Origin of the sequence: Salarchaeum japonicum (assembly GCF_020614395.1) — an archaeon.
In the GTDB taxonomy this organism is placed as follows: domain Archaea; phylum Halobacteriota; class Halobacteria; order Halobacteriales; family Halobacteriaceae; genus Salarchaeum; species Salarchaeum japonicum.
The window spans coordinates 1,771,741-1,783,641 of the sequence record NZ_CP085324.1 but is presented as its reverse complement, the minus strand read 5'-3'; the positions used below and the strand labels follow the sequence as shown (position 1 = coordinate 1,783,641).

Genomic DNA, 11,901 nt, shown 5'->3' with positions numbered 1-11,901 from the left:
ACCACCGCCACCGCCGCCGGCACCTATTTTCGGCCGGGCGCGGAAACCCGAGGTATGCGAAATCACGCCCGCGACCCGCCGGTCGAGGAGACGCTCGGGGACGCGCTCCGCGAGCGCGGCGACACCATCGCCACCACCGAGTCCTGCACGGGCGGCCTCGTCGGCTCCCTCCTCACTGATATTCCGGGGTCGTCGGACTACTTCGACCGGACGTACTGCACGTACACGTACGACGCGAAACTCGACACCGGCGTCACTCGCGAGGCGCTCGACGAGCACGGCGCGGTCAGCGAACCCGTCGCGCGCCAGATGGCGCAAGCCGTCCGGGATTCCGCGGGGACGACGTGGGGCGTCTCCACCACCGGTATCGCCGGCCCGTCCGGCGGCACGCCCGAGAAGCCCGTCGGCACGGTCTACATCGGCGTCGCGCACGCCGGCGACTGGGGGAGCGACGAGACGTACACCACCGTCGCGCGCCACGAGTTCGACGGCGACCGCCGCGACATCAAAGAGAAGATAGCCCGGCGCGCCCTCCGAACCGTCGAGAACGAACTCGAATGAACAAGAAAGACCACGTCCTCAACGGCCTCCTCCTCGGCATCGGCCTGGGCTACGTCCTCCACCCCGCCGGCGACGTGGAGACGCTCCGCACCGTCGCCGCCGCCACCATCCCGGTCGTGCTCGGCGCGCTCTTCCCCGACGTCGACACCGACTTCGGCCGCCACCGAAAGACCCTGCACAGCCTCCCAGTTCTGGCGGTTTTCGTCGCGTACCCCTACGTGTTCGACAACCTCCACTGGGTGTGGGTCGGCGTGCTCACCCACTACGTGCTCGACGTGGTCGGGAGCAAGCGCGGCATCGCGCTCTTCCACCCGCTCTCCGAGAAGGAGTACGGCCTCCCCATCGGCGTCACCACCGTGAGTAACTACGCGACAGTCGTCACCATCGTCATCACCGCGCTCGAACTCGCCGTCGTCTGGGCGGCCATCACGTACGCACCCCAGTACCTCCCGAGCGGGTTCGACGTGGCCGTGAACGCCCTCTAGTAGACGCGCACGTCGTCGAACCGGCCGTCGTACGCGATGTGGCGCGGATGCGTCGGCTCCATCCCCGAGAGGAGGATGCGGTCGATTTTCTCGTACGTGTTCTCCCAGCCGAGGTGCGCGAACTCCGCGTAACACCGCGCCTCGTGCGCGAGACCCGACCGGTGGTCGACGACGCGGCGCGCGCCCGACCGGAGCGCCTCGACGAGCGCGTCCTCGCTCGTCACGTCCTCGCTGAACGTCGTCCACGCCTCCCCGACCGTCCCGGGGAGGTGGGCGTACGACGACCCGAACGCCGGGAGGTCTTGGGCGCGCGCGAGGCGTTTCGCCCGGCGGCGGTGGTGCGCGAGGAACTTCGGGTTGTACGTCTCGACGGCGTCGATGCGGTCGCGGTAGCGCTCCACGTCCGCGGACGACAGCGACACGGTCAGGAACGCCGGATGCGGCGCGAGCACGGCCGCATCCTGGCGCTCGAACTCGTCCAGCGCGCCCTCCAGCGTGATGAAGTCCGGAACGGGGTCGTCGAGGCCGACCGCGAGGAGGTGGCGGCGGTCGCGCCAGTCGCCCGTGAACACCTCGCGCCCTGGAATCACCGCGAGGTCGTCGTCGCTGAACGCCGCCGCGCGCTCCCGAATATCGGGTACGCGCTCGAAGTGCGGCGCGTACACGAGCGCGTCCAGTCCCCGCGACTTCGCGCGCGCCACCACGTCCTCGTCGAGGACTTTCACGTGCAGATCGACCCGGCAGGCTGTCACGACTCCGTGTTCTCGGCGGAGGGTTTAGCGGTTTGCGGTTCCGCGGTTTTCCGCTTCCCGCCGTTTTTAGTCCGTCCCCGGGTTCCGCTAGCGCGTGCCAGACGACTCGGACGAGTTCGCGGACGTACGGAAGACGGACGTGAACGCCATCTGGCGGCTGTTCCGCGAGTACGGCCGCGCGCAGGCCGGGACGTTCGCCGCCGGCGGCGCGGCGAGCGTCCTCCAGATGCTGATGGAACTCGTCCCCTCGTTCGTGCTCGCCGTCGCCATCGACTCCCTGTTCTTCGACACCCGGGACTTCTCGCTCCCGGTCGTCCCGGACGCCTGGCTCCCGACCGCGGCCGGCGACCAGTTCCTCCTCGCCGCACTCCTCATCGCCGCCGCGTACGCCCTGAACTCCGTGCTCGGCTGGGCGAACAGCTACCTCTGGAACAAGTTCAGCCAGGAGTTCCAGCACGCCGTCCGCGTCGACACCTACGACGCGATGCAGCGCCGCGAGGTCGATTTCTTCGACAACAAACAGACGGGCGAGGTGATGAGCGTGCTGAACAACGACGTGAACCAGCTGGAGAACTTCCTCACCACGAACCTCAACAGCCTCATCGCAATCGTCGTCCGCGTCGGCGGGATGGGGGCCGTGATGTTACTCATCAACTGGCGGCTCGCGCTCATCCCCGTCGCCGCCATCCCCGTCCTCGGGTACATCAGTCACTGGTTCGTGCGCGCCATCCACCCGAAGTACCAGGACGTGCGGTCGTCGGTCGGCGCGCTCAACAGCCGGCTCGAAAACAACATCGGCGGCATCGAGACGGTGAAAGCGTTCACGACCGAGTCCTTCGAGACCGACCGCGTCGAGGGCGCGTCCCGCGACTACCTCGACGCGCAGTGGGACGCAATCACCACCCGCATCCTCTTCTTCCCCAGCCTCCAGGCGACCACCGCCGCGGCGTACGTCGCGGTGTTCCTCGTCGGCGGCTGGTGGGTCGTCACCGGCAGTCCGCCCCATCCGTTCTTCGCCGGGACGACGCTCACCGCGGGGACGCTCGTGCTCTTCCTCAACTACTCGCGGCGGTTCGTCTACCCGATGCGGCAGATGGGCCAGATAATCAACGGCTACCAGTACGCGGAGGCCGCGGGCGAACGCATCGTCGGCCTGCTCGACATGGAACCCCGGGTGAGCGACGCGCCGGACGCGACCGACCTCCGGAACGTCGCTGGCCGCGTTGAGTACGACGACGTGTCGTTCGCGTACACGGACGCCGACGGCGAACCCGAGGAGACCGTGCTGGACGGCGTCAGTTTCGACGCCGACTCCGGCGACTACGTGGGGCTCGTCGGGCCGACGGGCGCGGGGAAGTCCACGATGATGAAACTCCTCCTCCGGTTCTACGACCCCGACGAGGGCGCGGTTCGCGTGGACGGCCACGACGTTCGCGACGTCAGCCTCCACAGCCTCCGGGAGTCCGTCGGGTACGTCAACCAAGACCCCTACCTGTTCTACGGCACCGTCGCGGAGAACATCGCGTACGGCCTGGACGACGCGGACGAGGACGCGCTCCGGGACGCCGCGAAGACCGCGGGCGCGCACGACTTCGTCACCGACCTCGCGGACGGCTACGACACCATGGTCGGAGAGCGCGGCGTGAAGCTCTCCGGCGGCCAGCGCCAGCGCATCGCGCTCGCCCGCGCGCTCCTCCGCGACCCCGAACTCCTCGTGCTGGACGAGGCGACGAGCCACGTGGACAACGAGACGGAGCGCGTCATCCAGACCAACCTCGCGGACGTGGTCGCCGACCGAACCACGTTCGCCGTCGCGCACCGCCTCTCCACCGTCCGGGACGCCGATACGATTCTCGTCGTGGAGGACGGCGAAATCGTCGAACGCGGCACACACGACGACCTGCTCGCCCGCGACGGCCTGTACGCCGACCTCTGGAACGTCCAGGTCGGAGCGGTCGAGTGACTTTATGCGGGAGGCGTCCGTACGTCCGGTATGGAGTTGCTCTCCGAGGACATCGTCCCCGAGTACGCCCGCGACGTGAAACACGAAGCCCGGGAGTTCGCGCAGGAGCACATCGCGCCGAACGCCGAGGAGTACTACCGAGCCGGCGACTACCCCTGGGAGATTCTGGAGGCCGGCCAGGACGCCGGACTGGTCGCGCAGGACATCGGCGAGGAGTACGGCGGCCGCGGCCTCGACGTGGTGCAGATGCTCGCGATGGCGGAGGAGTTCTACCGCGCGGACGCCGGCATCGCGCTCACGCTCCAGCTCGCGTCGTTCGGCGCGGAGATGCTCGAACAGTACGGCACGGACGAGCAGAAGGAGGAGTACCTGCGGCCGCTCGCTGAGGGCGAGGAGATTTCGGGGCTCGCGGTGTCCGAACCCGACGTGGGGAGCGACCTCGCCGGCATGCACACCACCGCGGAGAAGGACGGCGACGAGTACGTGCTGAACGGCGAGAAGTACTGGATCGGCAACGGCGTGGAAGCCGACTGGATCACGGTGTACGCCAAGACGGCGGACACCGACGACCGCTACATGAACTACTCGCTGTTCATCGTGCCCACCGACGCCGTGGGGTACGACGCCGAACACATCCCGGAGAAGATGGGGATGCGCGCGTCCAAACAGGCCCACATCGTCTTCGACGACTGCCGAATCCCCGAGGAGAACCTCATCGGCACCGAGGGCGGCGGGTTCATGATGCTCGCCGACTTCTTCAACCACGGCCGCATCGTCGTCGGCGGGCACGGCCTCGGACTGGCCGCCGCCGCGTTCGAGGAGGCCTGGGAGTTCGTGCACGAACGCGAGGAGTTCGGCCGCCACGTCAGCGACTTCCAGGCCGTCCAGCACGGACTCGCGGACATGCGCCTCGAATTCGAGGCCGCGCGCGCCCTGAACTACCGCGCCGCCGAGAAAGTCCGGGACTACGACAACCCCGGCCTCTGGGCCGCGATGGCGAAAACCAAATCCACCGAAGTCGCGCGGGACAACGCCCAGCAGGGCATGCAGTTCCACGGCGGCCGCAGCATCCTCACCGACCGCCGCATCGCCCGCGTCTACCGGGACGTCCGCATCCCCGTCGTCTACGAGGGCGCGAACGAGATTCAGCGCAACCTCGTGTATCGGCAGTCCGGGGAGTGAAACGACCCGGACTCAGCTGAGCTTCGCTCAGCGCAAGTCTCGTGAGCGGAGCGAACGAGAGGAACGCGGCGAGTAGCGCGAGGCGCTTTCCAGCGAATCTCGGATTCTGCGGTTCGGGGGGACGGCAAGGCTTATCCCGGAGTTTCGGTTATTCTCGGGTGATGACTGGCTGGGCGTGCGGTATCGGTGGCTGTGACGCGGTGTTCGGCGACGTGGAGTCGCTGCTCGCGCATCAGGCGACCGAGCACGAGCGTCACGAGTGCGCCGTCTGCGGGACGGTCGTGCCGGACGGCTTCTTCGCGATTCGGCACGTGTTCGACGAGCACACGCGCGCCGAGTTCGTGCGGGCGTACGACGCGGACTCGGACGACATCCGCGAGCGCGAGGACGTGAAGAACCGTATCGAGGAGGAGGTGGAGGTCGGTGCGCTCCGGGAGCGCCTCGACCTGTAGGCGGCCACGCCGTTTTTCCGGTCGCGCGCTCTCGATTCCGGGTATGCGTGAGCCTTCAGAGGCCGTGTTGCGCGTGCTCTCACAGGCCGGAATCGCCGTCTCCCCGGGCGGTATCGCCGCGAACCTCCGCGAACTCTCCGATAGGGACATCGACGACGCGGCGGTCGCGGACGCCCTCGACGCGCTCGAAGCCGAGAACTACGTCCGACCCATCGACGACACCCACTACCGCATCACCGACCACGGCCGCGACTACGTCAAGACCGAGTTCGGCGACGAGGCCCCCGGCTACATCGACTAACCGCGAAAACGAACCACGAGACTTCTAGCGCTCGTCGGAGTCGAAGTGAACGTGGCGGAGTAGGAGGCCGATTTATCGTTCTTCGGAGTCGCCGCGAGCAAACGCGAGCGGCGGATCAGAGGGACGCGTCAGCGTTCCTCGGAGTCGAGAACGCGAATCTGCTGTCGCCCACTTTTTCCGCGCTCGCGGTGCTCGCCCGGAAAACCTGGAGGAAAAACCGCGCTACCGTTCCTCAGAGTCGCCGCGAGCGACGCGAGTGGCGGATTAGAAGAACGCGTCAGCGTTCCTCGGAGTCGAGGACGCGAATCTGGTCGCCGCGGACGGTGACCGGAATCGGGACGGTGGCTTCGTAGAGTTCGACGGTGACCTGGTCTTTGCCTTCGTCGATGCGCTGAACCTGGGCTTTCTCGCCCTTGAACGGGCCGGCGATGAGTTCGACGATGTCGCCCTCGGCGATGCCTTCGACGTCGGGTTTGGGGCTGAGGAAGTGTTCGACTTCGCTGATGGAGGATTCGCCGGGGACGAGGCTGCGGGCGTGCGGGATTTCCTCCATGACGCGGTTGAGGACGGCGGAGCCGTCGGCTTCGACCATCACGTAGCTCGTGAGGGATTCCGGGGAGAGGACGGCGTGGATTTCGGGTTCCTCGCGGTTCGCGATCATGCTCGCGACCGTCTGCTCCTGGCTGGCCGTGGTTTTGACTGCGTACACGCCCATCTCAGACACCCGGAATGATACCCATCGTGACGCCGATGATGAATCCCATCAGGCCGACGAGGAGGATGCCTGCGCCGGCGATGAGCGCGATCTGGGAGAACTCGTTCCACGACGGCGTGCTCGCGAGTTTGAGCACCCGCGTGTACGCGGAAGGCTCTAAGGGAACGTCCATACCCCCGATTCGGCGTCATCTCTTTTCTATCTATTGATGCGCGCTCCGAGGAGTGAAAACGGGACTATTCGACGTAGTCGATGTCCTCGATGCCGCCGTCCGCGTTGCCTTCGGGTTCCGCGGGTTCGCCGGCGTCGCCGCCGTTCCGGCCGTAAATCTGGGGGCTTTCGACGCCGGTGACGACGACCATCGTTCGCATGGTGCCGTCGAGTTCCTCGTCGATGCTGGTTCCCCAGATGATGCGGGCGTCGGGGTCGATGCGGTCGTAGATCTCCTCGACGACGCCTTCGGCCTCCTCGATGCTCATGTCGGGGCCGCCGGTGACGTTGACGAGCGCGCTGTTCGCGCTGGAGATGTCCACGTCGAGGAGGGGCGAGCGGAGCGCGGATTTCACGGAATCGACGGCTTTCGCGTCCGAGTCGGCTTCTCCGAGGCCGATCATCGCGACGCCGCCCTTCTCCATGACGGTGCGGACGTCGGCGAAGTCGAGGTTGACGAGGCCGGGTTTCGTGATGAGTTCCGTGATTCCCTTCACGGAGCGCATGAGGACTTCGTCAGAAATCTTGAACGCCTGCCGGACGGGGAGTTTCCCCACCGAATCGAGGAGGCGGTCGTTCGGCACGACGATGACGGTGTCGGACACGTCGCGGAGGCGTTCGAGGCCGGCTTCGGCGTTGGTGCGGCGGACTTCGCCTTCGGCGGTGAACGGCGTGGTGACGATGCTGATGGTGAGCGCGCCGATTTCGCGGGCGGCTTTCGCGACGACGGGCGCGCTTCCCGTTCCCGTTCCGCCGCCGAGGCCGGCGGTGACGAACACCATGTCACTGCCGTCGAGCGCTTCGCTGATTTCGTCCTGGCTTTCGATGGCGGCTTCCTCGCCGACCTGGGGGAGTGAGCCCGCGCCGCGGCCCTTCGTCTTCTCCTGGCCCATGAGGATTTTCACGTCGGCGTCGGTGTCCACGAGGTGCTGAACGTCGGTGTTCGCGGCGACGAGCTTCGCGCCGTGAATCCCCTCCTCGGCCATGCGGTTCACGGTGTTCGACCCCGCGCCGCCGCAGCCGACGACGGTGATGTTCGTCTGTAGCTCTTCGAGGACGTCCATCAGTTCCTCGTCGCTCATCCGACCGGACGCGTTCGCGGCGGACTCAGCTGCCGCGTTCGAGGCCTCTTGTTCCTCCTCGGCCTCGTCGATCGCGTCCTCTACGATAGAGTCCATAGTTGGGTGTTGGGTAAACGAACGAGGTTTAATTACCTTTCCCCCTCGCGTCCGACGGCCGTCAGACGCCGTAGCGGACGGTCTGCTCGCGGGCCACCTCTGCGGGGGTGACGGTCTCCCCATCGACCTCCACTGACTGGCCGCCGGCGAGCCGCCCGAACTTCGGGCCTTCGGGGACGCCCGCCGCCTGCGCGAGGTCGGGGTCGAACGCGGTGTCGGTGACGACCACTGCGCCCTCCTCGACTTCCACGGCGTCGTACTTCTCGCGGAGGAGTCCGGCGAGCCGCCGCACGTACTCGTCGTAGGCGTCGCGGTCGGGGAACGCGCCCCGTCCCTCGACGCGGTTCCCGTTCTCCGTCGTCTCGTACCCGACCGTCGTCTCCCGCGCGATTCGGCGGGCGCGCTCGGCGCTGACGCTGTGCGCGTCCGCCCACAGGTCGTCCGGCAACTCCACGACGACGTACTCTCGGCTGGCGTTCTCGCCGAACCGAAGGCCGTTATCGACGCTCGCGAGTTCGTCTTCGAGCGACTGCACGATGTCGAGCGGCACGCCGTCGGTCTCCCGCACCCACGTCTCGCTCACGACCCGGTATCCGAGGTCGTCGATGACGGCTTCGAGGTCGGGTTTCTCGCCGTCCACCACGGCGTACGCGGTGTCGGTCGCCGCGAACGCCCGGTCGATGGTCTCGGTGTGGTCGGCGGGCGCGCCCATGTCGTCGAGACACCACTCGGCCGCGACGTGCCCGAACCCCCACTCGGTGTCCGCGACGATTCTGGTGGGGCGCGGAACGTAGTGCCCGCCGCCGAACCCGACGAGCGACCGCCCGCCCCGAGGGGCGACGCCCTCCAGGCCGAGGATTGCCTTCGCGACCGCTCGCGCCGCCGCGTCGTCCCGCCACTCGTCCTCGCCGCTCCCGAGTTCCGCGAACAGCGACGGCGCGCCCACCTCGGTCGGCCCGTGGTGCGTGCACTCCATCCCGACCTCGTAGCCGTCGGGCGCGTGCTCGCGGAAGCCGTCGAGGAGTCGGCGGTGCGCCTCGGGCGCGGTCTCGGCGAGCGCGTAGTCCTCGCCGCCGAACTCGCCCGGCCCGAAGTTCCCCGTGTGGTGCGCCGTCAGGAGCGGGCCGGTGTCGCCCGAGTGCCGGGACGCGAACACCACGAGGTCGGGGTCGGAGAACGCCTCGGCGACCCCGTCGAGTTCGACGTGCCAGTCCTCGAACTCCCGCAACTCGAACCCGTCTCGTCGGAGCGCGTCACCGTCGTCCGTCCAGTCCGCGAGCGCCCTGAGCTGTTCGCCGATAGCGACGGACGCCTCGTCCGCGCGACTGACGACCACGCCTATCATCGTGCTATCCCTCGGGCGTCGCGGATTTGAGCGCGTCGAAGTTTGGAAGGGCTTAACAGCGCCCTCCGGTAAGTCGAGCGCATGAGCGCTATTCCCCTCCTTCCCTTCCCTGCGGGGGTCGAACGCGGCATCCTCCTCGTCCTCTCGTTCGCGTTCCTCCTGCTCGGCGCGGAAGTCTTCACGAACAGCGTCGAGTGGCTCGGCCACCGACTCGGCGTCTCCGAGTCCGCCACGGGGAGCATTCTCGCCGCGGTCGGCACCGCACTCCCCGAGACCCTCATTCCCGTCATCGCCATCATCCAGGGCGGCGAGTCCGCGTCCCACGTCGGCGTCGGCGCGATTCTCGGCGCGCCCTTCATGCTCGCGACCATCGCGATGTTCCTCGTCGGCGTGAGCGTCTACTACTTCCGCGAACGCCGCGTTCACGGCCCCCAACTCCACTTCAACGAGGCGACGACCCGCCGCGACCTCTCCTTCTTCCTCGTCGGGTACGTCATCGCGTTCAGCGCCGCGTTCGTCCCCGACGGCGGGTTCGGCCTCGGCCAGGAGACCGTCCAGTACGTCTTCGGGGCCGCGCTCGTCCTCCTCTACGTGTTCTACCTCTACCGCTCCCTGCAGGCCGGCGAACTCGTGGAGTCCGAAGACCTCGACGCCCTCCACTTCGGTCTCATCGTCGAGCGGTTCGCCGCCCGCCTCGGCTACAATCCCCGCGAGCACGGCGAGAACCCGCACTTCTTCTTCGTCGCGTTCCAGACGCTGTTCGCGCTCGGCATCATCATCGGCGGCGCGCACCTCTTCGTCACCGAAATCGAGTGGGTGTCGAAGGAAGTCATCGACATCCCCGTCGCCATCGTCGCGCTGCTCATCGCGCCGCTCGCCACCGAACTCCCCGAGAAGTTCAACAGCGTGCTCTGGATAAGCCGCGATAAGGACACGCTCGCCCTCGGGAACATCACGGGCGCGATGGCGTTCCAGGGGACGCTCCCCGTCACGCTCGGCATCGTCTACACGGACTGGGACCTCACGCTCGCCTGGGGAACCACGGGCTTCCTGAACGCCTTTTCCGTCATCCTCGCCGTCATCTCCGGCGGCATCCTGTACGCTCGCGCCCGGAGCGCCCACGAAGACCCGATGAACTACAAGCCGTTCCTCGTCGGCGGCGTGTTCTACGCGGCGTTCATCGCACTGCTCGTCTACTTCGTCGTGTTCCTCGGCATCACCACCGGAGGCCACTGATGGACGTCTACGGACTCCTCGGGAATCCGGTCGGCCACTCGCTCTCCCCGCCGATGCACGAGGCGGCGTACGACGAACTCGGCATCGACGCCCGGTACGTCACGTTCGAACCCGCGGAAGCCGACATCGCGGACGCCGTCGCGGGCGCTGACGCGCTCGACATCGCGGGCCTGAACGTCACCATCCCGTTCAAGCAGGACGTGCTCGGTCTCGTCGACCCCGACCCGCTCGCCGCGCGCATCGGCGCGGTCAACACCATCGACTTCTCCGGGGACGCCCCGACGGGCCACAACACGGACGCCGGGGGCGCGCGGCGCGCGCTCACCAGCCACGGCGTCGAACTCGCGGACGCGGACGCCGTGCTCGTCGGCGCTGGCGGCGCGGGTCGCGCCGTCGCGTTCGCGCTCGCCGACGCCGGCGCGTCGGTCGCCGTCGCGAACCGCACCGTCGAGACCGCCGAGTCGCTCGCCGGCGACGTGGGCGACGCCGCGAGCGCGCACGGACTCGACGCCCTCCCCGAACTGATCGCCGGCGCGGACGTGCTCGTGAACGCGACGAGCGTCGGGATGGACGAGGACGCCTCGCCCGTCCCCGCCGACGCCCTCCACGCCGACCTGACGGTGATGGACGCCGTGTACAGCCCGCTCGACACCCGCCTCCTCCGGGACGCGCTCCGCGCGGGCGCGGACACCGTGGACGGCGCGTGGATGCTCCTCTACCAGGGCGTCGAGGCGTTCGAGCGCTGGACGGGCCGGGACGCCCCCGTGGACGCGATGAACGCCGCACTGCGGGCACGGCTTTAAGTGAGAGCCGGGCTTACGCCCGATTCATGGGACTGCTATCCGCACTCAAGTCGATGCTCGGCCTCGGTTCCGACGAGTCCGGGCGCAACGGGAGCGTCGACGTGACCGTCGAACGCGAACGCGAGGACGAACCCGTGGCCGAAGAGACGGACGCGTCGGCGTCCACCGAATCACTCGTGGAAGACCACGTGGAGGAGGGCGAGAAGGTCGCGGAGTCCGAGCGCGCCGAACCCGCGGAAGCCGGCGCGGGCCAGCCGGAAGCCGAGGACGAGAGCCTCGACGCGGTCGAACCCGACCTCGACGAGAGCGAGGAGGAACCGATTGCGGAGGCGACGGACGCCTCAGCCTCCACGGAGTCGCTCGTGGAAGACCACGTGGAGGAGGGCGAGAAGGTCGCGGAGTCAGAGCGCGCCGAACCGGCCGAGGCGGGTGCCGGTCAGCCGGAAGCCGAGGACGAGACGACGGACATCGACGCGGTCGAACCGGACGCGGAGAGCGAGTCCGAACCCGACGAGGAGGGCGCGGAGGACGTGGAACTCCTGAAGGGAATCGGCCCCGCGTACGCTGAGCGCCTCCACGACGCCGGTATCGAGACGGTCGCCGACCTCGCGGACGCGGACGCGGACGTCCTCGGCGACGAAATCGACGTGTCGCCCTCGCGCGTCCAGCGCTGGGTTGACCGCGCGCAGGAGCGACTACCCTAAGTTCGCGGCCCCCG

At 68.1% G+C, this 11,901-nt stretch carries 14 protein-coding genes; 9 read left to right on the top strand and 5 right to left on the bottom strand.

The genetic code is table 11. The features are described 5' to 3' along the window. The first annotated feature begins 54 nt into the window (after positions 1 to 54). Together LI334_RS09995 and LI334_RS09990 are read left to right on the top strand one after the other, a co-directional pair. Complete coding sequence (locus LI334_RS09995) at positions 55 to 561, top strand: CinA family protein (protein ID WP_227260667.1); 507 nt, start codon at positions 55 to 57, stop codon at positions 559 to 561. Continuing rightward, a complete protein-coding gene (locus tag LI334_RS09990) occupies positions 558 to 1,046 on the top strand; it encodes a metal-dependent hydrolase (RefSeq protein WP_227260665.1) in 489 nt (162 codons plus the stop codon). The genes LI334_RS09995 and LI334_RS09990 overlap by 4 nt, the downstream gene beginning before the upstream one ends. Here the strand turns inward: LI334_RS09990 and LI334_RS09985 are convergent. Continuing rightward, positions 1,043 to 1,798, bottom strand: coding sequence for a PHP-associated domain-containing protein (locus LI334_RS09985; RefSeq protein WP_227260663.1), 756 nt, complete (start codon positions 1,796 to 1,798; stop codon positions 1,043 to 1,045). The genes LI334_RS09990 and LI334_RS09985 overlap by 4 nt on opposite strands. Positions 1,799 to 1,892: 94 nt before the next feature. Between LI334_RS09985 and LI334_RS09980 the strand changes: the two genes are divergently transcribed. The 4 genes from LI334_RS09980 to LI334_RS09965 all read left to right on the top strand — a co-directional run bounded on the left by LI334_RS09980 (position 1,893) and on the right by LI334_RS09965 (position 5,696). Continuing rightward, positions 1,893 to 3,761: an ABC transporter ATP-binding protein gene (locus LI334_RS09980; RefSeq protein WP_227260662.1), complete on the top strand. Its 1,869-nt coding sequence runs from the start codon at positions 1,893 to 1,895 to the stop codon at positions 3,759 to 3,761. A 30-nt stretch (positions 3,762 to 3,791) separates the two neighbouring features. Next, positions 3,792 to 4,943, top strand: coding sequence for an acyl-CoA dehydrogenase family protein (locus tag LI334_RS09975; protein ID WP_227260660.1), 1,152 nt, complete (start codon positions 3,792 to 3,794; stop codon positions 4,941 to 4,943). A 161-nt stretch (positions 4,944 to 5,104) separates the two neighbouring features. Continuing rightward, positions 5,105 to 5,395: a DUF7565 family protein gene (locus tag LI334_RS09970; RefSeq protein WP_227260658.1), complete on the top strand. Its 291-nt coding sequence runs from the start codon at positions 5,105 to 5,107 to the stop codon at positions 5,393 to 5,395. A gap of 43 nt (positions 5,396 to 5,438) precedes the next feature. Further along, a complete protein-coding gene (locus LI334_RS09965) occupies positions 5,439 to 5,696 on the top strand; it encodes a hypothetical protein (protein ID WP_227260656.1) in 258 nt (85 codons plus the stop codon). 277 nt (positions 5,697 to 5,973) lie between these two features. Here the strand turns inward: LI334_RS09965 and LI334_RS09960 are convergent, their stop codons facing one another. From LI334_RS09960 to LI334_RS09945, 4 genes are all read right to left on the bottom strand, one after another. Next, a complete protein-coding gene (locus LI334_RS09960) occupies positions 5,974 to 6,411 on the bottom strand; it encodes a transcription elongation factor Spt5 (protein WP_227260654.1) in 438 nt (145 codons plus the stop codon). A 1-nt stretch (position 6,412) separates the two neighbouring features. Beyond that, positions 6,413 to 6,583, bottom strand: a complete 171-nt coding sequence (locus LI334_RS09955) for a protein translocase SEC61 complex subunit gamma (RefSeq protein WP_227260652.1) — start codon at positions 6,581 to 6,583, stop codon at positions 6,413 to 6,415. 64 nt (positions 6,584 to 6,647) lie between these two features. After that, on the bottom strand, positions 6,648 to 7,799 hold the full coding sequence (gene ftsZ, locus LI334_RS09950) for a cell division protein FtsZ (protein ID WP_227260651.1): 1,152 nt from the start codon (positions 7,797 to 7,799) through the stop codon (positions 6,648 to 6,650). 61 nt (positions 7,800 to 7,860) lie between these two features. Beyond that, positions 7,861 to 9,144 (bottom strand): D-aminoacyl-tRNA deacylase, encoded by a 1,284-nt coding sequence (locus LI334_RS09945; RefSeq protein ID WP_227260649.1) that lies wholly within the window; start codon positions 9,142 to 9,144, stop codon positions 7,861 to 7,863. A gap of 81 nt (positions 9,145 to 9,225) precedes the next feature. Here LI334_RS09945 and LI334_RS09940 point away from each other — a divergent pair, with 81 nt between their 5' ends. The 3 genes from LI334_RS09940 to LI334_RS09930 are packed head-to-tail and all read left to right on the top strand — an operon-like array spanning position 9,226 to position 11,887. Beyond that, positions 9,226 to 10,380, top strand: a complete 1,155-nt coding sequence (locus tag LI334_RS09940; RefSeq protein WP_227260648.1) for a sodium:calcium antiporter — start codon at positions 9,226 to 9,228, stop codon at positions 10,378 to 10,380. Beyond that, on the top strand, positions 10,380 to 11,183 hold the full coding sequence (locus tag LI334_RS09935; RefSeq protein ID WP_227260647.1) for a shikimate dehydrogenase: 804 nt from the start codon (positions 10,380 to 10,382) through the stop codon (positions 11,181 to 11,183). The genes LI334_RS09940 and LI334_RS09935 overlap by 1 nt, the downstream gene beginning before the upstream one ends. 26 nt (positions 11,184 to 11,209) lie before the next feature. Further along, positions 11,210 to 11,887, top strand: a complete 678-nt coding sequence (locus tag LI334_RS09930; RefSeq protein WP_227260644.1) for a helix-hairpin-helix domain-containing protein — start codon at positions 11,210 to 11,212, stop codon at positions 11,885 to 11,887. Positions 11,888 to 11,901: the final 14 nt, after the last annotated feature.